This is a genomic window from Actinoplanes sp. GCM10030250, assembly GCF_042666575.1.
Classification (GTDB): Bacteria; Actinomycetota; Actinomycetes; order Mycobacteriales; family Micromonosporaceae; genus Actinoplanes.
In genome coordinates, this window is record NZ_JBHTDO010000022.1 from 40852 (window position 1) to 61609 (window position 20758).

18 protein-coding genes are annotated in these 20758 nt (G+C 69.6%); 12 read left to right on the forward strand and 6 right to left on the reverse strand.

Annotated elements, in window-relative coordinates; translation table 11 throughout:
- Positions 1-3: 3 nt before the first annotated feature.
- Entirely contained in the window at positions 4-270 is a 267-nt protein-coding gene (rpsT, locus tag ACFQV6_RS25825) for a 30S ribosomal protein S20 (protein ID WP_378030169.1), read from the reverse strand.
- 405 nt (positions 271-675) lie between these two features.
- On the reverse strand, positions 676-1662 hold the full coding sequence (locus tag ACFQV6_RS25830; RefSeq protein WP_378030170.1) for a phosphotransferase family protein: 987 nt from the start codon (positions 1660-1662) through the stop codon (positions 676-678).
- A gap of 54 nt (positions 1663-1716) precedes the next feature.
- Here ACFQV6_RS25830 and ACFQV6_RS25835 point away from each other — a divergent pair, with 54 nt between their 5' ends.
- From ACFQV6_RS25835 to ACFQV6_RS25850, 4 genes are all read left to right on the forward strand, one after another.
- Entirely contained in the window at positions 1717-2253 is a 537-nt protein-coding gene (locus ACFQV6_RS25835) for a DUF4240 domain-containing protein (RefSeq protein WP_378030171.1), read from the forward strand.
- A 108-nt stretch (positions 2254-2361) separates the two neighbouring features.
- A complete protein-coding gene (locus tag ACFQV6_RS25840; RefSeq protein WP_378030172.1) occupies positions 2362-3177 on the forward strand; it encodes an MOSC domain-containing protein in 816 nt (271 codons plus the stop codon).
- A gap of 169 nt (positions 3178-3346) precedes the next feature.
- Positions 3347-5227, forward strand: coding sequence for a translation elongation factor 4 (lepA, locus tag ACFQV6_RS25845; RefSeq protein WP_378030173.1), 1881 nt, complete (start codon positions 3347-3349; stop codon positions 5225-5227).
- Between the two features lie 110 nt (positions 5228-5337).
- Positions 5338-5619 (forward strand): GlsB/YeaQ/YmgE family stress response membrane protein, encoded by a 282-nt coding sequence (locus tag ACFQV6_RS25850; RefSeq protein WP_378030174.1) that lies wholly within the window; start codon positions 5338-5340, stop codon positions 5617-5619.
- Positions 5620-5848: 229 nt separating this feature from the next.
- On the opposite strand, the gene ACFQV6_RS25855 is transcribed toward ACFQV6_RS25850, so the two are convergent.
- The 3 genes from ACFQV6_RS25855 to ACFQV6_RS25865 all read right to left on the reverse strand — a co-directional run bounded on the left by ACFQV6_RS25855 (position 5849) and on the right by ACFQV6_RS25865 (position 9521).
- Complete coding sequence (locus ACFQV6_RS25855) at positions 5849-7486, reverse strand: PAS domain S-box protein (RefSeq protein WP_378030175.1); 1638 nt, start codon at positions 7484-7486, stop codon at positions 5849-5851.
- 122 nt (positions 7487-7608) lie between these two features.
- Entirely contained in the window at positions 7609-8475 is an 867-nt protein-coding gene (locus tag ACFQV6_RS25860) for a hypothetical protein (protein ID WP_378030280.1), read from the reverse strand.
- A gap of 275 nt (positions 8476-8750) precedes the next feature.
- Positions 8751-9521: an enoyl-CoA hydratase-related protein gene (locus tag ACFQV6_RS25865; protein WP_378030176.1), complete on the reverse strand. Its 771-nt coding sequence runs from the start codon at positions 9519-9521 to the stop codon at positions 8751-8753.
- A 26-nt stretch (positions 9522-9547) separates the two neighbouring features.
- On the opposite strand from ACFQV6_RS25865, the gene hemW reads away from it, so the two are divergent.
- The 4 genes from hemW (at position 9548) to ACFQV6_RS25885 (ending at position 14273) form a co-directional block, all read left to right on the forward strand.
- Positions 9548-10747, forward strand: a complete 1200-nt coding sequence (hemW, locus tag ACFQV6_RS25870) for a radical SAM family heme chaperone HemW (protein ID WP_378030177.1) — start codon at positions 9548-9550, stop codon at positions 10745-10747.
- A gap of 108 nt (positions 10748-10855) precedes the next feature.
- The gene (gene hrcA / locus ACFQV6_RS25875) at positions 10856-11875 is read left to right on the forward strand and encodes a heat-inducible transcriptional repressor HrcA (protein WP_378030178.1); all 1020 of its coding nucleotides are present in this window, start codon (positions 10856-10858) and stop codon (positions 11873-11875) included.
- Positions 11876-11909: 34 nt separating this feature from the next.
- Entirely contained in the window at positions 11910-13046 is a 1137-nt protein-coding gene (dnaJ, locus tag ACFQV6_RS25880) for a molecular chaperone DnaJ (protein ID WP_378030179.1), read from the forward strand.
- Between the two features lie 492 nt (positions 13047-13538).
- A complete protein-coding gene (locus tag ACFQV6_RS25885; RefSeq protein ID WP_378030180.1) occupies positions 13539-14273 on the forward strand; it encodes a 16S rRNA (uracil(1498)-N(3))-methyltransferase in 735 nt (244 codons plus the stop codon).
- A 46-nt stretch (positions 14274-14319) separates the two neighbouring features.
- Here the strand turns inward: ACFQV6_RS25885 and ACFQV6_RS25890 are convergent, their stop codons facing one another.
- On the reverse strand, positions 14320-16692 hold the full coding sequence (locus tag ACFQV6_RS25890) for a glycoside hydrolase family 3 protein (protein WP_378030181.1): 2373 nt from the start codon (positions 16690-16692) through the stop codon (positions 14320-14322).
- A gap of 69 nt (positions 16693-16761) precedes the next feature.
- On the opposite strand from ACFQV6_RS25890, the gene ACFQV6_RS25895 reads away from it, so the two are divergent.
- From ACFQV6_RS25895 to ybeY, 4 genes are all read left to right on the forward strand, one after another.
- Positions 16762-17109: an HIT domain-containing protein gene (locus ACFQV6_RS25895; protein WP_378030182.1), complete on the forward strand. Its 348-nt coding sequence runs from the start codon at positions 16762-16764 to the stop codon at positions 17107-17109.
- Entirely contained in the window at positions 17106-18494 is a 1389-nt protein-coding gene (locus tag ACFQV6_RS25900; protein ID WP_378030183.1) for a serine hydrolase domain-containing protein, read from the forward strand. Before ACFQV6_RS25895 ends, ACFQV6_RS25900 begins: the two co-directional genes overlap by 4 nt.
- A gap of 629 nt (positions 18495-19123) precedes the next feature.
- A complete protein-coding gene (locus ACFQV6_RS25905) occupies positions 19124-20203 on the forward strand; it encodes a PhoH family protein (RefSeq protein WP_378030184.1) in 1080 nt (359 codons plus the stop codon).
- 23 nt (positions 20204-20226) lie between these two features.
- Positions 20227-20697, forward strand: coding sequence for an rRNA maturation RNase YbeY (ybeY, locus tag ACFQV6_RS25910; RefSeq protein WP_378030185.1), 471 nt, complete (start codon positions 20227-20229; stop codon positions 20695-20697).
- Positions 20698-20758 lie beyond the last annotated feature (61 nt).

Genomic DNA, 20758 nt, shown 5'->3' on the forward strand with positions numbered 1-20758 from the left:
CGATCAGGCGGACAGCGCGGCGATCTTCTTGGCGATGGCCGACTTGCGGTTGGCCGCCTGGTTCTTGTGGATGACGCCCTTGCTGACAGCCTTGTCCAGCTGACGCGAGGCGTCACGCAGCAGAGCAGTCGCCGTCTCGGAGTTGCCCGAGTCGCTCGCCTCGTGCAGCTTGCGGATCACGGTCTTCAGCGACGACTTGACCGACTTGTTGCGCAGACGGGCCTTCTCGTTCTGCCGGTTGCGCTTGATCTGGGACTTGATGTTCGCCACGCGACAGCCTTGTCCTGACTAGGTTCGGAAAAATGGTCTCAAGCGGTGGTCATCGCCATTCGCTGTCCCGGCTGGGAGCCGGTGCAGCCAACAGCAACGTGTCACCACACGCGATGAGCCAGACTACCAGCACCCCGGCAGGCCGCCAAAGCGGCTCCGCCCCCACCTCACCTTTTCTCCCCCACTCGGCTGGGCGTGAGTGGTGTGTTTCGGGCTGGGGGAGCCCGCTGACGGCCAGCTGAGTGAGGGGGCTGGGCGTGAGTGGTGTGTTTCGGGCTGGGGGAGGCCGCTGACGGCCAGCTGAGTGAGGGGGCTGGGCGTGAGTGGTGTGTTTCGGCCTGGGGGAGGCCGCTGACGGCCAGCTGAGTGAGGGGGCTGGGCGTGAGTGGGCTCCGGGGGACCGGCTCATGGGATTTCCGAGGCGCTCCAGCCGCGGCGTTCGGCGAGCCAGGTGAGGGCCTGCGTACCGCTGAAGCGCTGGTGCTGACGGCTGTGCGGCGAGGCAGTGCTGGGGCCGTCGGCGGCCCGTACCAGCCAATAGCCGGCGAGTGCCGCCAGCGCACCGTCCACTCCGGCGTCCGGCGCGCCCCATTCGCGGAGGCGGGCGTCCGTGTCGAGGCCGCTGGCGTACGCGCTGATCAACAACGTAACGGTGTCGAACCAGGGCGCACCGAGGCATGGCCACGTCCAGTCGCACAGCCAGGCGCGGCCGTTGTGATCGAGGAGCACGTTGTCGACGCGGAGATCACCGTGCGACATGGAGGTACCGGCGGCCAGCGGGGGCAGGGCCTGTTCGAGTTCGGCCAGTTCCGCGAGGTGGGAGGGTGCCACCGTGCCCAGCGCGGTGGAGGGCATCCGCTCACGGCCCGCGGCGATCAGTGACCACCATGACATCTCCGCCCGCAGGATCTCCGGCAGCGGTGGCAGGCCCGCAGCGAGCAGCGCGGGCGACGGGTCGTTCAGCGCCGCGGCGGCAGCGGACCAGCTCGACAACGTGGCGTCCAGGTCGGCCGGCGTCCAGGGGAGGGCGGGTATCCGGCCGTCGACCGCCTCGAGGCACAGGACGAACCAGCCGTCCTCCGCCGACGTCCAGAGCGGCCGGGCGGCGGAGACTCCGGACGGTAGTGCGGAGGTGATCGCGGCCTCTCGGGCGTACCAATCAGAAGTTGGCTCCCACAACGGCGCCGCCTTGACGAATGCGCTGGTCCCAGCCTCGGTCGTGAGCACCGCGGCGAAGGCGCGGGTGAAGCCGCCGCCTGCGCTGCGCGCGGCGATGATCGGGCCGCCGAGGCGCACGGTGATCGCTTCGCGCACTCTTTCCGGAAGAGAAGACCAATCCGGCCGTACGGCAGTCGCGTCGTACGGTACGTCGGGCAACGAAATCGGCCGCATGTTCCCATCCTGTCGCCGACGGAAATGTCGTACCCCACTGGGAGGATCGCTGCCATGAGAACCGACGATTTCTGGGCGGTCATCGACCGCGCCACCGTGGATCGGCCGGCCTCGCCTGCCGAGGTGGCCGAGCGGGCCGTCGCCGATCTGGCCACGCGCGATCCGGAGGAGATCGTCGCCTGGGCTCGCCACCTCGACAAGGTCCTTGCCGCGTCCGGCACCGAGGACCTGTGGGCGGCGGCCTACCTGATCAACGGAGGCTGCACCGAGGACGGCTTCGACAACTTCCGTGGCTGGCTCGTGGCACACGGGCGGACAGCGGTCGCCGGCGCGGTCCGCTCGCCCGACGCGCTGGCCGGCATGCCCGCGGTGAAGGCCGCGGCCGACAGCGGTGCGGTGTTCGAGGCGGAGGAGGTGCTGACCATCGCCGGCCAGGCCTACGAGAAGGCCACCGGGGAGTCGCTGCCGACGCCGCCGGACCGGCCGCGCACCCGGCCTGAGGTCGCCGACCTGTGGGACTTCGACGACGAGGACGAGATGCGCCGCCGGTTGCCCCGGCTCGCCTCCCTCTTCCTCGAGCCTCCGGACTGACCAGCGGCAGCGGCTGGGTGGGCAGCGGCTGGGTGGGCAGCGGCTGGGTGGCCGAAGGGCGGGAAAAGGGGTCGTGGGTGGTGGTGATGGTTGAGCAGACTCGGCGGTATGAGTGCTGAGCAGCAAGCGGTCGCCGCGGTCAGTTGTAACGGCAGCTACAGCTTCACCAAGCCGAACCGGGATGAGATTGTCCTGGTGGCGGGGCTCGGGGTGGAGGGAGACGTGCATGCGGGGGTGACGGTTCGGCATCGCCACCGGGTGGCCGTGGATCCGGGGCAGCCGAATCTGCGGCAGGTGCATCTGATCCACGCGGAGTTGTTCGACGAGGTGGCCGGGAAGGGCTACGAGGTGCCGCCGGGCGGTCTCGGGGAGAACGTCACGACCAGCGGGATCGACCTGTTGAACCTGCCGCGGGGGACGATCCTGCGGTTCGGTGCGCCCGCCTCCGGAGCCGAAACAGCCGCAGGAGCCGAGACGGCCGCCGGGGCAGGGACGGCAGTCAGCGGGCCGGAGATGGCGGCTGGCGCGGCGGAGACGGCGGTCAGCGGGGCCGGGACGGCGGTCAGCGGGGCCGGGACGGCGGCCGAGGCGGTTGCTGGGGTGCTGGCGGCGGCTCGGGCTGCGCGACTTGACGAGGCTACGGCGCGGGCTGCTGAGGCTGTCGCCGCGGCGGCTGAGCGGGACGCGGGGGTGGGGGATGCGCGGCCCGCGGTTGTGGTGGCGGGGCTGCGGAATCCCTGTCAGCAGATCAACGGGTTTCGGCGAGGGCTGCTGAAAGAGGTCGTGGGGCGGGACCACGGCGGGACCGTCGTCTACAAGGCGGGCGTGATGGCTGTGGTGCTGCGGGGCGGGAGTGTCCGGGCCGGGGATCCGGTCAGCGTGGAGCTGCCGCCGGGGCCGTACGGGCCGCTCGAACGGGTGTGATCGGACCAGCCCGTGCGGACGTGGGACGATAGGAGGCGCCGGCTTGACCCGCCGGCGCCGCCTGCCCGCTGACGGTTCGGGGTGCCGGCCCGATGTGGGCCTGGGATGCCGGTCGTGAAAGGCCTGGCAGGCGAGCCCGCGAAGATCAGCCCGAGAAGAACGGAAGACCGTGCCTGGACCGCTCGACCCCGGCGTGAACGTGATCGGATCGACCGATCCCAGCCGTATCCGCAACTTCTGCATCATCGCCCACATCGACCACGGGAAGTCGACGCTGGCCGACCGGATGCTGCAGATCACCGGGGTGGTCGACCCGCGCCAGATGCGCGCGCAGTACCTCGACCGGATGGACATCGAACGCGAGCGCGGTATCACCATCAAGTCGCAGGCCGTGCGCATGCCGTGGACGGTCCGGGAAGGCGACCGGAAGGGCGACACCGCCGTCCTCAACATGATCGACACCCCGGGGCACGTCGACTTCACCTACGAGGTCTCCCGCAGCCTCGCAGCGTGTGAGGGTGCGGTCCTGCTGGTGGACGCCGCGCAGGGGATCGAGGCGCAGACTCTCGCCAACCTGTACCTGGCGATGGAGAACGACCTGCGCATCATCCCGGTGCTCAACAAGATCGACCTGCCGGCCGCGCAGCCGGAGAAGTACGGCGAGGAACTCGCCAAGCTGATCGGCTGCGAGCCGTCCGACGTGCTGCGGGTCTCCGGCAAGACCGGTGTCGGTGTGGGGCACCTGCTCGACGAGATCGTCCGGGAGTTCGTCGCGCCCGTCGGCGACGAGGCTGCCCCGGCCCGCGCGATGATCTTCGACTCGGTGTACGACGTGTATCGCGGCGTGGTCACCTATGTCCGGGTCATCGACGGCCGGATCGAGGCGCGCGACCGGATCAAGATGATGTCCACCGGCGCCGTGCACGAGCTGCTGGAGATCGGTGTCGTCTCGCCGGAGATGGAGAAGGCCGGCGCGCTCGGCGTCGGCGAGGTGGGCTACCTGATCACCGGTGTGAAGGACGTACGCCAGTCCCGTGTCGGTGACACCGTGACCGGCAACAACAGGCCGGCCAAGGAGGCGCTCGGCGGTTACAAGGACCCGAAGCCGATGGTCTACTCGGGCCTCTATCCGATCGACGGCTCGGACTACCCGGCCCTGCGGGACGCCCTGGACAAGTTGAAGCTGAACGATGCCGCCCTCACCTATGAACCGGAGACGTCCGCGGCGCTCGGCTTCGGGTTCCGCGTCGGCTACCTGGGCCTGTTGCACCTGGAGATCATCGGCGAGCGGCTGGAGCGCGAGTTCGGCTTGGACCTGATCTCGACCGCGCCGAACGTGGTCTACCGCGTCCTCACCGAGGACGCGAACGAGGCCGTGGTCACCAACCCGAGCGAGTTTCCCAACGGGAAGATCGCGGAGATTCACGAGCCGGTGGTCCGGGCCACCGTCCTGGTGCCGAACGACTACGTGGGCGCCGTCATGGAGCTGTGCCAGAGCCGCCGGGGCAGCCTGCTCGGCATGGAGTACCTGTCCGCCGAACGGGTGGAACTTCGCTACACGCTGCCGCTCGCGGAGATCATCTTCGACTTCTTCGACCAACTGAAGAGCAAGACCAAGGGGTACGCCTCACTCGACTACGAGCCGTCCGGAGAGCAGGCGGCCGACCTCGTGAAGGTCGACATCCTGCTGCACGGTGAGCCGGTGGACGCGTTCAGTGCCATCGTGCACAAGGACAAGGCGTACACGTACGGCACGTCGATCGCCGCCAAGCTGCAGAAACTCATCCCGCGGCAGCAGTTCGAGGTGCCCATCCAGGCGGCCATCGGCAGCCGGATCATCGCCCGGGAGACGATTCGCGCCATCCGCAAGGACGTGCTCGCGAAGTGCTACGGCGGTGACATCAGCCGGAAGCGGAAGCTGCTGGAGAAGCAGAAGGAAGGCAAGAAGCGGATGAAGATGGTCGGCCGTGTGGAGGTGCCGCAGGAGGCCTTCATCGCTGCTCTGTCCACGTCAGAGGCGGGCGACGCGAAGGGTTCCGGCAAGAAGTAGGCCTGGGAGCGGTACCAATAAAAAAATAGGGCGGTTTGAGGTTCCGAAGGGTCGGGAACACAGGGGCTCGACGGACGCAACCACTTGCTCCACCCCCCGAGGAGGACCTCATGGAATTCACTCTCACCGGAATCATCGTCGCCCTGATCGTCGGTCTGGTCATCGGCGCTCTCGGTCGCCTCGTGGTACCCGGCCGGCAGAACATCCCGATCTGGCTGACCATGGTCGTCGGTGTTGTCGCCGCGCTGCTGGGCACCGTGATCGCCCGGGCGGCCGGTGTCGCTGACACGGCCGGTTTCGACTGGATCGAGTTCATCTTCCAGGTCGTGCTCGCCGCGATCGGTGTGGCCCTGGTCGCCGGTGTCGGTAGCCGTCGCCGCCTGACCCGGTAATCGGAAGCACAGGTAACACCCGGGAATCGGCAACGACGCCGGTACCCACCCAAACGGCAAACGCCGGACCCGCACCAGGGTCCGGCGTTCGCCGTTTCCGGGGAGCTGTGAAGCACAAAAGAAAAGGCACCGGGATTGGTCAGGCGGGAACGAGCGCCCAGCAACGAGCGCCCAGCAACCAGCACCCGGCAACGAGCGCCTGGAGCGGGAGTAGGGGAAGAGCTGGAGCTCAGTAGCGGAACTTGTGCTGAGCGCTCCGGCGGTTGATCTGGCCCGGCTGCTCGCCCAGGAACTCCTGCGGCGCCATCTCGAACGGATCCCGCCGGCTGGTGACGTCCCGCATGGTCACCACGAGACCCTGAACCAGGCGGTCCTCGCGCAGATCCCGGTACGTGATCTCGACGAGCACCTGAGTCTGGTCCGGGCGCTGCAGAGCGCAGTGCACGGTCCCGTCGCCCAGGTCCGTCAGCGCACGCCGTACCCGATTCCGGTCGTCCGGATGGACCCAGTCGTCGAGTGCCGCCAGCGGTGGCAGCTCGTCGGTGCCCAGCAGGCGCCGCAGCGCCGGGCTGGCGTAGCGGATGCGCTGGTCCGAGTCGATGACCGCCATGGCCTGAGCGCTGTTCGGGATGACCGTACGCAGGTAGTTGTCGCTGTCCCGGCGGCCGATCGCCTCGACCAGGGTGATCCGGTCCAGGGCGAGGGCGGCCTCGCCGGCCAGCACCTCGAGGGAGCCGCGGCAGCTGACGAGCGCGTCCCGGCGACCGGTGAGGATCAGTGCACCGCCGCTCGGGCGGGCGACGGCGAGGGGGTCCAGCCGGAGCGGGCAGATCAGGGTGCGGTCGTCCGGGTCGCCGGCGGATGCCCACCAGCTGCGCGATTCCGAGCCGGCCGGGGTCACCGGAAGCTTCTCCCGCTCGAGCTGGCCGTCGTCAGTGGCGAGGAACACACGGCGAACCGTGTTCGGCGGCAGCAGCCGGGCGACTGCCGCGTGGACCGCCGCCTCGACCGCGGGCGGGTCGGCGGCCGCGACGAGGGCGGTGTTCGCTGTACGCAGGCCGCGCTCGCGGGTCAGCGCCTGGCTGTGCAGATGGATCGCGTCGGCGAGCCGGGTGATGGTGAGCAGCATGGTCATCGCGGTGGTGACGGCGATGAGCATGCCGTCGCGGACCTCGACCCCGCCGTTGATCGCCTCGACCAGCAGCACCACCGGCGGAGTGACAGCCGAGGCGGCCAGCAGCACGTTCCAGCGGAACTTCCACGGGCTCGGCTCGGCCGGGGTGCGCGGCTCGGTGAGCCGGGCCATCGAGGGGTGCAGGGCGGACAGGCCCCAGGCGACGTAGAGCACCGCGTACGCCGACTCGGTGAGCTCGTTCCTCATCAGTGGGTACGCGATGTCGCCGGCCAGCACCCCGACGGCGCCGGTGAGCAGCAGCAACGCGGAGATGTTGCGGGGCGCCGCGGCGACCAGGCGGCCCGCGGCGCCGATCAGCAGCAGCCCGCCGATCACGTCGGCGGCGTTGACCTCGCCCAGCTGGCCGGCCGTGCCGATCACGAAGACCCAGATCACGAGCAGGGTCGAGCAGGCGACAGCGCACAGGTCGATCAGCCGCGCCCGGTCGACGAGCAGTGCGCCGCCCCGGGTGAACTGGAGCAGGCTCAGCACCACCAGACCGAACATGGTCAGGTAGCAGGCGTCCGCCACGCCCATCCGGCCCAGGCCGTAGAACACGTCACCGGTGGCGATCGCGGCGACCGAACCGGCGAGCAGGAACCAGGGTGCCTTGCGGAGGGGGCGGTGCCGGTGGACGCTGAACAGGATGGCGATGACACTTCCCGCGCCCAGCAGGATCCATTCGATCGCCATCAGCAGCACGCCCTACTTAGTACCAGGGCTCCCGCGCAGTGTCCATGTCGATATATACGCAGCGCAACCTGCTCAGCGCGCTCCGGAACCTCACCATTGGTCACCGATAATTCCGCCGCACGCTAACTGAAGACCTCCGCCGCCACCTGGACCGTATTCGCGCCGCTGCCGTCCGTAACCGGCTGCCACTTTCCCTCCGGCGCGTGCCACTCCAGGCCGCCGAAACGTACCCGTTCGAGACCGGTGGCCGAGGCGTGCGAAACCAGCCAGTGCGCATAGCGCCAGCCGTTGTTCGCGTTCGTCACGTCAACGGTGAGGCCGGCCGCCCGAGCCGCCGCGGCGGCGCTCGGCAGCTTCTTCCCCCAGTCCAGTTTCAAGCTCTCCAGCAGGGCCGCGGCCGCCTCGGCACCACGCAGCTGCGGTGTGCCGCGGACCGTGCACTCCACCGCGCCGGTGGCCCGGCCGGTCAGCGCGGCGGCTAGGACCCGGGACTCGTCGGCCCACTTCTCGTACGCCTCCGGATAGGCGGAACGCTGCACCTTCTGAGCCGCGTCGGTGACCCGCATCTTCTGCCAGCCCTTGACCTTCTTCAGGGACGCGTAGAACTTGCCCGCCGCGTACCTCGGGTCCTTGATCTCCTCGAACGTGCCCCAGCCCTGGCTGGGACGCTGCTGGAAGAGGCCGACCGAGTCACGGTCGCCGTCGTCGAGGTTCTCCAGCTTGGACTCCTGGAAGGCGGTGGCCAGCGCGACGACCACGGCCTGCTCGGGCATGCCGCGCCGGACGCCCACCGCGGTGATCGTCGCCGCGTTGGCCATCTGCACCGCGTCGAGGGTCACCTCGCCGTCGGCGCTGACCGTGCACTCGGGCCCGAGACGGGGCAGTTTGAGGTTGCCCGCCAGGTTGTTCACCAGCACGACCACGCCGATCACACCGACGAGGGCGAGCAGGGTGATCACACCCACAAGCGGCTTCGCTCGCACCCACACCTCCTCTGCCGACGAATCGCGGAACCAGCCGCCGGCCCGGTCGCCGGACGCCAAGCCTAATCAACGAGCGCTCGCGCTCAGGCGTGACTGGGTCCGGCCACCCAACAGAGTCGATCAAGCACCGCACCCACCATCGATCAAGCGTGCCAGCGGAAGACGATCAAGCGTGCCAGCGGATGACGATCAAGCGTGCCAGCGGATGACGATCAAGCGTGCCAGCGGAAGACGATCAAGCGTGCCAGCGGAAGTCGATCAAGCCCGACGGCAGGAGTCGATCAAGCGGACGGAATCCAGGACGGGTCCCGCTTCTCCCTGGCGGCGGCCACCCCTTCGCGCCCCTCCGCCGATTTGAAGTACCCCGCCGACCGCTGGGCGAGTTCCGCGAGTTCGGTACGGATGGACTCGTTCCGCGTACGCCGAAGAAGTTGTTTTGTCCCGGCAAGCGCCAGCGGGCCACCGCGGGTGAGCGACGCGCAGAAGCCCTCCACCGTCGCATCCAGGTCCTCGTCCTCGACCGCGGCCGTGACCAGGCCGATGTCGGCCGCCCGCGTCCCGTCGAAGACGTCGCCGGTCAGATAGAGCTCGGACGCCGCACGCGGCGCCAGCCTGGGCAGCACCGTCGAACTGATCACCGCGGGGATCACGCCGAGCCGGACCTCGGTGAACGCGAACGTCGCCGCCCGGGTGCAGACCGCGATGTCGGCGGCGCCGATCAGGCCGAGACCGCCTGCCCGCGCGGGACCGCCGATGCGGGCAACGACCGGCTTGGGGAATTCCCAGAGCACAGCCAGTACGTCGGCGAGCATCTCGGCGGGAAGTTTGTCACCGGGACGGGCGGAAGCGGTCTCCTTGAGGTCGACGCCGGAGCAGAACACCGGCCCGGCGTGTGAGAGAACGATCACCCGCGAGGCGGGGTCGGCGCTCGCGGCAGCGAGGGCTTCGAGAAATTGCCGCAGGAGGGCGGTGGAGAGCGCGTTGCGGTTCGCAGGGCTGTCCAGCGTCATGGTGGTCACCCCGGCGGCGGTGACGGTACGGACCAGATCCATGCCGAGACCTTAACTACGCTTGACCGATGGCCGGCGCACTCCCCGACGGCGAACCCGTCCCCTCCGACGGTTCGCTCCCCGACGAAGCCACCCGACACGTGGGCAGGAATGGTTTCGCGGTCTATGTCCACGTTCCGTTCTGTGCCAGCCGATGCGGGTACTGCGATTTCAACACCTACACGCCCGGTGAGCTTGGCGGTGGGGCAAGCCGTGAGGAGTACGCGGACGCCGTTCTCGCGGAGTTGGCCCTCGCGGCAAAAGTCATCAATCCGGAAAAGGTGGATACCGTCTTCGTCGGTGGGGGCACTCCGACCCTCCTCGACGCCGGCGACCTGGCGAAAATCCTCGACGGCATCGATCGCACGTGGGGGCTGGCGCCAGGCGCGGAGGTGACCACCGAGGCGAATCCGGAATCAGTGGACATCTCCTACCTGACGAAGCTGAGAGCCGCCGGCTACACCCGGATCTCGCTGGGCATGCAATCCGCCTCGGAGAACGTGCTGCGCTTCCTCGACCGCAAACACACGGCGGGACGAGCGCCACAGGCCGCCGTCGAGGCCCGCGAGGCCGGCTTCGAGCACGTCAACCTCGACCTCATCTACGGCACCCCCGGTGAGACCGCCGACGATTTCGCCAGGTCACTCGACAAGGTGATCGAGGCCGGGGTGGACCACGTCAGTGCCTACGCGCTGATCGTCGAGGACGGGACGCGGATGGCCGCCCGGATGCGCCGTGGCGAGCTGCCCTACCCCTCCGACGACGTGGCCGCCGATCGTTATCTGGCCGCTGACCAGGCCCTGACTGGGGCGGGAATGAGCTGGTACGAGGTTTCCAACTGGGCGAGACCCGGTGGGGAGTGCCGGCACAACGAGCTGTATTGGACGGGTGCCGACTGGTGGGGTCTGGGTCCGGGCGCGCACAGCCACGTGGGCGGGGTGCGCTGGTGGAACGTCAAGCATCCGTCGGCGTACGCGAAACGCCTTGCCTTGAATGAATCTCCCGGACACGCCCGAGAGCTGCTGACAAGCGAGGATCGGCACATGGAGGACGTGATGCTCCGGGTGCGCCTGCGGAAGGGAATTCCGCTGGACCGGGTGGACGCGACCGGTGCCGCGCGGGCGCTGGCGGACGGGCTGCTCGACCCCGGCGCCTACGACGACGAGCGGCTCGTGCTGACCCTGCGCGGCCGTCTGCTGGCCGACGCGGTCATCCGTGACGTGCTGTGACGAGCAGATCCGTACTTTCGATCATCGCGCTGCCGCGAACGGCGACGTAGACTGGCACTCTGTCCGCGGGAGTGCCAGCCCGGTAAGAGCAGAGGGAGGGGTCGTCACATGAGTCTGGATGACCGCAAGCTCGAAGTGCTCCGGGCCATCGTCGAGGACTACGTCGAGACCCGTGAGCCGGTCGGCAGCAAAGCCCTCGTCGAGCGTCACCAGCTCGGCGTCTCCTCGGCCACCGTCCGCAACGACATGGCGGTGCTCGAGGAGGAGGGCTACATCCGGCAGCCGCACACCAGTGCGGGGCGGGTGCCCACCGACGCCGGCTACCGCCTCTTCGTCGACCGCCTGACCAGGATCAAGCCGCTCAGCCCGGCCGAGCGCCGCGCGATCGAGCGCTTCATGGTCGGCGTGGTCGACCTCGACGATGTGGTGCACCGCACTGTCCGGCTTCTGGCACAGCTGACCCGCCAGGTCGCCGTCGTCCAATACCCGTCGTTGTCCCGCTCTTCTGTTCGCCATCTGGAACTCGTGCCGATCTCCACGACCCGGCTGACGCTCGTGATGATCACCGACACCGGCCGGGTCGAGCAGCGCCTGGTGGAGATGCCGGCGCCCGTCGAGCCCGGCGACGTGTGGGAGCTGCGCCGCAAGTGCAACGAGAAACTCGCAGGTCAGAAGCTCGCCGACACGCCGCTGCTGGTGCAGAAACTGGTCGAGGAGTCCGCGCCCGAGCGCCGCGGCGACATGGCCTGCCTCGCCTCCGTGCTGCTGGAGACACTTGTCGAGCGCAGCGAGGAACGGCTGGCACTCGCCGGTACGGCCAACTTGACACGCGGCGGTGTGCTGGACTTCCAGGGCACGCTGCGCCCCGTCCTCGAAGCCCTCGAGGAAGAGGTCATCCTGCTCAAACTCATCGGCGACCTGGAACCCAGCACCACCCGGGTCCGGATCGGCGACGAGAACCAGATCGACAACCTGCCGGTGTCCGTGGTCAGCAGCGGTTACGGACCGGGTGCGACGATCGTTGGTGGGCTCGGCGTGCTCGGCCCCACCCGCATGGACTACCCGGGCACCATCGCTACCGTTCGTGCAGTCGCGCGGTACGTTGGCGACCTGTTGGCACAGAATTGACGGATTCGCGCAGACATTGAGGACTCCAAACCCCGTGGCCAAGGACTACTACGGAATTCTCGGCGTGAGCCGGGAAGCCACCGACGACGAGATCAAGCGCGCCTACCGCAAACTGGCTCGGCAGTACCACCCGGACATCAATCCGGACCCCGAGGCGCACGAGAAGTTCAAAGAGATCAACGCGGCGTACGAGGTCCTCTCCGACGACCAGAAGCGGCAGATCGTCGACCTGGGCGGTGACCCCCTAGCGCCCGGCGGCGGCGCGCCTGGCGGCCCCGGCGGCGCCGGCCCGTTCGTCGGCTTCCAAGACATCATGGACGCGTTCTTCGGCACCGCTGCCGGCGGCGGCTCGCGAGGCCCCCGCCCGCGCACCCGCCCCGGCGCCGACGCCATCCTGCGCCTCGAACTCGACCTGGTGGAAACCGCGTTCGGCGTCGAGGCGCCGATCACCGTCGACACCGCGGTCCTCTGCACCCAGTGCTCAGGCGCCGGCACCGCCCCCGGCACTCATCTGGCCACCTGCGAGGTCTGCGCCGGCCGCGGCGAGGTCCAGTCGGTCCAGCGCACCTTCCTCGGCCAGGTCGTCTCCTCGCGCCCCTGCCAGAACTGCCAGGGCCATGGCACCGTCATCCCCACCCCCTGCCCCACCTGCGCCGGCGACGGCCGCATCCGCACCCGACGCTCACTCACCGTGAAGATCCCGGCGGGCGTCGAGGACGGCATGCGCATCCGCCTGGCCCAGCAGGGCGAGGTCGGCCCCGGCGGCGGCACCGCGGGCGACCTCTACGTCGAAATCCACGAACGCCCGCACGACGTCTACTCCCGCAAGGGCGACGATCTCCACTGCCGGGTCACCCTCCCGATGACGGCGGCGGCCCTCGGCACCCGCATGACCATCAAAACGCTCGACGGCGAAGAGAACATCGAGGTCAAAGCGGGCACGCAGCCGGCGAGCACGCTGCGGATCCGCACCAAGGGCGTGCCCCATCTGCGTGGTCAGGGGCGTGGAGACCTTTTTGTGCACCTCGACGTCAAGACACCGACCAAACTCACCGTCGACCAGGAACGCATGCTGCGCGACTTCGCCAAAACCCGCGGCGAGGATGTGGCCGAACTGAGCAAGCAAGGTGGGTTCTTCAGCCGCATGCGAGACGCTTTCAACGGCCACTAACCGCGCCCCAGCAGCGGGCGTCCCTTTCGGCCGCGCTCCATCCGCGTCGCCGCCCCGTCCCTGCTGCCGTTCTTGCACCGGCTTCCGTCTTCGTCGTCTCAAGATCAAAAGCAGGGTGTCGTAGCCGGGTGGTGGGTGCAGATCGCTGCTCCCGCCGAGGACCGCGCGGCGGCGAGCTGGCCGCTGGCGCGTCCAAACCACTCACCCCCACCCGGCGACCTGCGTAAGCGGTCCCGCTCACCCCAAACCCCCTTTCGCGTGCCCCCTCAACCGAGCCGCCCCACCGCGGCTGGCCCTGAGCGGGGTCTTTGGGCTTGGAAAGGCCCTCTGGTGGCCAGCTGGGTCGGTCGGCTGGCCTTGAGTGGGGTCTTTTGGCTCGGAGAGGCCCTCTGGTGGCCAGCTGGGTCGGTCGGCTGGCCTTGAGTGGGGTCTTTGGGTTTGGAGAGGCCCTCTGGTGGCCAGCTGAGGTGGCTGGGTGGGTAGCGTTGCGGGGTGTCTGCGCCGCTGTTTTTGGTTGAGAGCTTGCCTACCGGGTCGTCGTACACGCTGGACGGGCCGGAAGGGCATCACGCGGCCACGGTGCAGCGGCTGCGTACCGGAGAGGCGTTGATCCTCGCCGATGGCCGGGGTGGCACGGCGCGGGCGGAGGTGACCGCGGTCGGGCGGGGGAGCGTCGACCTGATGGTGCTGAGCATCGCCGAGGAGCCTGCCGCCGATCCGCGGCTGGTTGTGGTGCAGGGCATCGCGAAGGGTGACCGGGGCGAGCTGGCCGTTCAGGCGATGACCGAGGTCGGCGTGGACGAGATCGTGCCGTGGGCGGCGTCCCGTTCGGTGGCGCAGTGGCGCGGTGATCGCGGCGTGAAGGCCCGGGACAAGTGGGCGGCGACCGCGCGGGAGGCTGCCAAGCAGGCCCGGCGGTCCTGGCTGCCGGTGGTCGCCGGGGAACCGGACTGCTCGACGAAACAGGTGGCGGCGCGGCTGGCCGGTGCGGCGGCCGCGTTCGTGCTGCATGAGGAGGCGACCGAGCGGCTCGCCGCGGCGTCTCTGCCGGATTCCGGGGAGATCGCTCTGGTTGTCGGGCCGGAGGGTGGCATCAGTGACGCTGAGCTGGAGGTCTTCCGGGAGGCCGGCGCAGTGCCGGTGCGGCTGGGCAGCGCGGTTCTGCGTACCTCCACTGCGGGTGTGGCCGGTCTCGCTGTCCTGGCGACCCGCCTGGGCCGCTGGTGACGTGCTCAGGGCGTGATCGATGACCACGCCCTGAGCGGGGTGTTCGTCAGCCGAGGGTTAGGTCGGCGGTGAGGCGGGAGTCGTCGAGGGCGTGGGCGGCGGTCACCGTGTAGGAGCCGGCGACCGTACGCCAGCCGTCGTCCCAGATTTGGAAGGCCCGCTCCGGTAGCGGAATCTCCACGGTCACGGTCTGACCGGGCTGAGCTGTCACCGAGGCGAATCCGGCGAGCCAGCGTTCCGGTCGCTGCGCGGAGTCCGATGCGGCGGACAGGTACACCTGCACCACCTCACGCCCCGTACGCTCGCCCGTGTTGGTCAGCGTCACCGTCGCGGAACTCTCGGTGACTGTCAGTGTGTCGTACCGCCAAGTGGTGTAGCCCTGACCGTGACCGAACGCGAACAGCGGCGTCACCCCGGAGCGCAACCACCCGCGGTATCCGATGAAGACGTCCTCGTCGTAACCGAGCGCGCCGCCCGAGGGCCGCACCCCCAGAACGGGGCAGTCCTCCTCGCGGCGCGGCCAGGTGGTGGGCAGCCGCCCGCCCGGCTCGGCGACCCCGGTGAGCACGTCGGCCAGCGCGGCGCCCGCCTCCTGCCCGGGGAACCACGTGAGCAGTACCGCACCGGCTTCCTCGGTCCACGGCAGCAGCACCGGCGAGCCCGCGTTGACCACCACGATGGTCCGCGGATTGGCCGCCGCCACCCGTGCCACCAACTCGTCCTGCCGTCCCGGCAGAGCCAGTGACGCTCGGTCGAAGCCTTCGGACTCGACCTGTTCGGTGGTGCCAACCACGACCACCGCCACGTCCGAGCGAGCGGCCAGCTCGACGGCCTCGGCGATCAGCCCCTCCTCGTCCGGGCCGGGCGGCCGGTGACCCAGTGTGGTGGACACCGAGTGCGCCATGCCGGGCTCGAAGGTCTGCCGCAGCACCACCGGTACGGGTACGCCGGCCGGCAGGGTCAGCGTGAACCGCTTCTCCCTCGGGTGCAGCAGCAGGTCGGCCCGTCCGGTGCCCGGCGGGTGCAGCGAGCCCTCGTAGAGCGTCTCGCCACCGACGACCAGCTCGAACGCACCGAACCCGGAGATCGCGAGGGTGTGCTCGCCGCCGGCCGACGGGGTGAGTTCGGTGTGCAGTTCGAGGCTGGTGACGTGTGCGACGTCCAGGCTGCCGGGCAGGTCGCCGATCCAGCGGACCGTCGCGGTCTCCACGCCGAACTCGTGCTCCTCCAGCCGGAACCTGAAGGGCGCCCACTGCGGGCCCTGCGCGGGGGGCAGGAACGGGCGCGGGTCGGCGCCGATCGTGTACGCCACGTCGACACCCGGCAGCGCCCGCCGGATCCCGTCCAGGGGCGAGATGACGTGCTGCGGGGTGACCTGCGCACTTCCCCCACCGAGCACCCGGGCGTCGGTGGCCAGCGCACCGATCACCGCGACCCGGGTCAGCGATCCCGCGTCCAGGGGCAGCGTCTCGCCCACGTTGCGGGCCAGCACGAACGACCGGACCGCCACCTCGTGCGCGACCGCAACACCGTCCTCGTCGAGCGGCGTCTCCGCTGCCGGGAAGCCCTCCAGCGCCCCGGTACGCGCGGCCAGCAGCAACACCCGCCGCACCTTGTCGTCGATCAGCTCTTCCGCCACGGCTCCGGACCGGACCGCCTCGACGAGCTTCGGCCCCCACGGGTTGTCCATGGCCGGCATCGCGATGTCGAGCCCGCCCAGTGCTGCCGCCACCGTGTCCCGTGCGGCCCGCCAGTCCGACACGACGATCCCGTCGAAGCCCCACTCCCGCTTCAAGATCTCGTCCTGGATGCGACCGTTTGCGGACATCGTCGACCCGTTGACACCGTTGTACGCGCTCATCACGCCCCACCCGCCGGCCTGGGTGACGCGTTCGAACGGTGCCAGGTACAGCTCACGGAGGGCACGTTCCGGGATGCGGACGTCCACGGTCATCCGGTCGGTCTCGAAGTCGTTGCCCACCAGGTGCTTCACCGTGGTGCCGACACCGTGTGCCTGGACACCGGCCACGAAGCCCACCGCAATCTCCCCGGTGAGCAGCGGGTCCTCGGAGTAGCACTCGAAGTGCCGGCCGCCGAGCGGGGTGCGGTGCAGGTTCACCGTGGGCCCGAGCAGCAGGTGGACACCCTTGCGCCGCGACTCCTGCCCGAGCAGCCGCCCAGCCCGCTCGGCCAGTGCGACGTCCCAGGTGGCGGCCAGGGCGGTGGGACTCGGCAGCGCCACGGACGGGTCGTCCGGGGTGTAGCCCGTGCCGCGTACGCCGACCGGACCGTCGGACATGACGAGCGACCGCAGGCCGATCCGGGGGATGGCCGGCAGTGACCAGAAGTCCTGTCCGGTCAGCAGGGACACCTTCTCCTCAAGGGTCAGTTGCTGGAGAAAGTGATCTAAATCAGTCATGAGAGCGCTCCCACAATCAGGTACGAGGATCCGCCGACCATTCAATCTGCAACACCTAAGATCCGACAGGTGGAAAACTCCTGCCTCTTCTGCCGCATCGTGGCCGGCGAGATCCCGGCGACCGTCGTACACCGGACCGAGACGACCCTGGCCTTCCGCGACATCGACCCGAAGGCACCCACCCACGTACTGGTGATTCCGCTGGCACACCACGCTGACGTCGCCGCCCTCGCCGGTGATCCGTCCGCCGCGGCCGACGTGCTCGCCGCCGCCGCACAGGTCGCCGAACTCGAAGGACTCAAGGACGGCTTCCGGGTGATCTTCAACACCGGGGCGCACGGCGGCCAGGAGGTCTTCCACGTCCACGCGCACGTGGTCGGCGGAGCACCGCTCGGCCCGATGCTGGCGGGCCGATGACGGGGGCCGTCGCCCGATACGAGCGCGCCGCCCGCAAGGCGCAGGCCGACGGGCGCATCCCCGCCCTCTCGGTCGCCCTGCACCGCGCCGACCGCGACCCGTGGGTCTTCACCGTCGGCACGTCCGGCAACCCGGCCCACCCGCTCGATACGGGCAGCCGCTTCCGGATCGGCTCGGTCACCAAGACGTTCACGGCGGTCCTCGTCCTCCAGGCCCGCGACGAGGGGCTGCTCGAGCTGGACGCGCCGGTTTCCGCGTACCTCGACATGCCCGCACACGGTGACGCCACGATCCGCCGGCTCCTCTCGCACACCGCGGGTTTCCAGCGCGAACCGCACGGTGACGTCTGGGACACCCTGATCACCCCGGACGCCGCCCGGATGATCGCCGAACTCGACCGCGCCGAACGGGTCCTGCCCAACGCCCGCCGGTTCCATTACTCCAACCTCGGTCTCGCCGTCCTCGGCCAGCTCGTCGCCAAGCTCCGCGGCGGCACCTGGGACCGGATCGTCACCGAACGGATCCTCACCCCGCTGGGCCTGCGGTCCACCACCGCCGAGACGCCGCCCGAGGCAGTCGTCGGATACCTGGTCGACGCCTACTCCGACGCCGCCCGCCCGGAACCCCCGGTCGACCTGGCCGGCGTCGCCCCCGCCGCCCAGCTCTGGAGCACCGCCGCCGACATGGCGAAATGGGCCGCCTTCCTGGCCGACCCGCAGGCCGTCGACCCGCGCGGCCGGGTCCTCTCCGCCGCCACCGTCGACGAGATGCGCTGGCCGGTCACCACCACCGACGAGTCCCTCTGGGCCGCCGGCTTCGGCCTCGGCCTGATCCTCGTACCGGATGGCAAACGGGTGACCCATGTCGGCCACGACGGCGCGATGCCCGGTTTCCTCGCCGGCGTTTACGGCCGGCGTGGCGGCGACGGCAACCCCGGCGCACTCGGCTGTGCCGTCCTCGGCTCCTCGGGCACCGCCGGCCAGACCAACGAACTCGTCCACGAGCTCCTCCGCCTCGCCACCGAACTCGACCCCGCCGAGATCAGGCCGTGGCGCGCGTCCCCGCCGGCCCCGGCCGGGTACCGCTCCGCGCTCGGCCGCTGGTGGAGTGAGGGTTCCGAGTTCGTCTTCGGCTGGCACGACGGGAAACTCCAGGCCAGAGTCGCCGAAGCGCCCGGCGACCGCCCTCCGGCGATCTTCGAGGAACTCGAGGATCAACCCGACGTGCTCCGCACGGTCTCCGGCCGGGAAGCCGGCGAGCTGCTGCGCCTCACCCGCGACGAGAGCGGAACTGTGATCCGGATGCACTGGGCCACCTACCGCTTCACCCGCCTGCAGGAAGGCTTCGACGGCGGTCCCGCTTCCGCGGGCCCCGAGCCCGTCTGACCGATCACCCCCACATCGTGCTCCTTGCCGCTCGGTCCCGCTCGCGTTCGTGCTCCGCACCGGCTTCATCGGCCGGTCACCCCCCGTCGTGGTCCCTGTTTCCGACAAATGCAGCGGTACGCGTGAAGCGCCCCTCTCTTCACCGCCGGGCTTCCGTTCGCGCTTGTCGTCGCAATTGTGCTCGCGGCTGCGAGCATGATCGGGCTCGCTGACAGCAGCAGGCGCGCACATTGAGGTTGCGTGCGACCTGGCATGGCCCCTGGGCCATCCAGACGCACACGGACAAGTTGAATGTGCGCCTACTGCCGCTGCGGGCCGCTCCCTCGGCGGGACGGCGGCTTGGGGAGGCGGCAGGGCGCGGCGCGGGCGGCGGGGCAGCGCAGAGCGCAGCGGCAGGGCGGCACTCCGGGGCGGGCGGCGAGACAGCGACGGGGCGCGGCAGCGGGACGTCGCCGGGAGCGCGACGGGGCGGACCGGCTCCCGTGGGTGATCCGCGGGGGAAGACGGCGATAATGGCATCGGCGGGCGGGCGCCCGAGCGGATAGGATGGCACGATCCTTGAGCACGCCGCCCCGACTGGGACGACGCAGAGAAAGAGAGCAGGTGGCGGAGGCCCTCAGGGCCGCCCTATGACCGGTACGCCGAACCCTTCCAGCACTGGCTCGTCCAGCCCGGTGCGGGCGCAGACCAAGATCTCGGTGAGTGACCCGAAGATCATGGTGAACCTGCTCGGCGCCAAGGACGAGATCCTCCGCCTGATCGAGCGGTCGCTCGACAGCGATGTGCACGTTCGCGGCAACGAGATCACCATCACCGGTGAGCCCGCCGAGAACGCCACCGCTGAGCGGCTCTTCTCCGAGTTGATCGAGCTCATCGAGAAGGGTGAGACGCTCAGCGTCGACGCGGTCCGCCGCACCCTCGCGATGCTCGAGGCCAACACGACCGAGCGCCCCGCCGAGGTGCTCACCCTCAACATTCTGTCCCGGCGCGGGCGCACCATCCGGCCCAAAACGCTGGGGCAGAAACGCTACGTCGACGCCATCGACGAGAACACGATCGTTTTCGGTATCGGCCCCGCCGGTACCGGTAAGACGTATCTCGCCATGGCCAAGGCGGTGCAGGCGCTGCAGGCCAAGCAGATCAGCCGGATCATCCTGACCCGGCCGGCGGTCGAGGCTGGTGAGCGGCTGGGCTTCCTGCCCGGCTCGCTGACCGAGAAGATCGACCCGTATCTGCGGCCGCTCTACGACGCCCTGCACGACATGCTCGACCCGGAGTCCATCCCGCGCCTGATGGCCGCCGGCACGATCGAGGTCGCGCCGCTGGCCTACATGCGCGGGCGCACCCTCAACGACGCCTTCATCATCCTGGACGAGGCGCAGAACACCACGCCCGAGCAGATGAAGATGTTCCTGACCCGTCTCGGGTTCGGGGCGAAGATCGTGGTGACCGGTGACGTCACCCAGGTCGACCTGCCCGGCGGCACCTCCAGCGGTCTGAAGGTGGTGCGGGAGATCCTGCGCGACGTGGAGGATGTGCACTTCTCGGAGCTGACCAGCTCCGACGTGGTGCGGCACCGGCTGGTCGCGGAGATCGTCGACGCGTATGCGCGGTTCGACGCCGTGCAGGAGCAACAGGCAGCACAATCCGTTCACGCCGTGCCGGGGCGGGCCGCCAGTGGTGGCCGGTCGCAGGGTCGTCGGCGCTAGTCGCAAGGGGTAATCGCGCCACTATGTCCATCGAGATCGCCAACGAGTCGGGAGTCGAGGTCGACACCGACGCGATCCTCGCGGTTGCCCGGCACGCGCTTGACGAGATGGGGGTCAACCCGCTCGCCGAGCTGTCGATCCTGCTCGTCGACATCGACTACATGGCCGAGCTGAACCATCGATGGATGGGCGGCGACGGTCCGACCGACGTGCTGGCCTTCCCGATGGACGAGGGCAGCGTCGATCACGGGCCGGGTGAGTCGGGCGCCGGTGAGCCGGCTCTGCTCGGTGACATCGTGCTGGCTCCGGAGGTGGCGGCGAAACAGGCCGCCGCCGCCGGCCACGCGGCGGCGGACGAGCTGCACCTGCTCACCGTGCACGGCGCCCTGCACCTGCTCGGCTACGACCATGCCGAGCCGGACGAGGAGCGGGAGATGTTCGCTCTGCAGAACAAGCTTCTGCAGAGCTGGCGTGCCAGTCGCAAGGCCGGCTAACCATGGACCCCGCCCATCTCCTGACGCTGACCACCATGACCGGCCTGCCGGACCTGAGAAC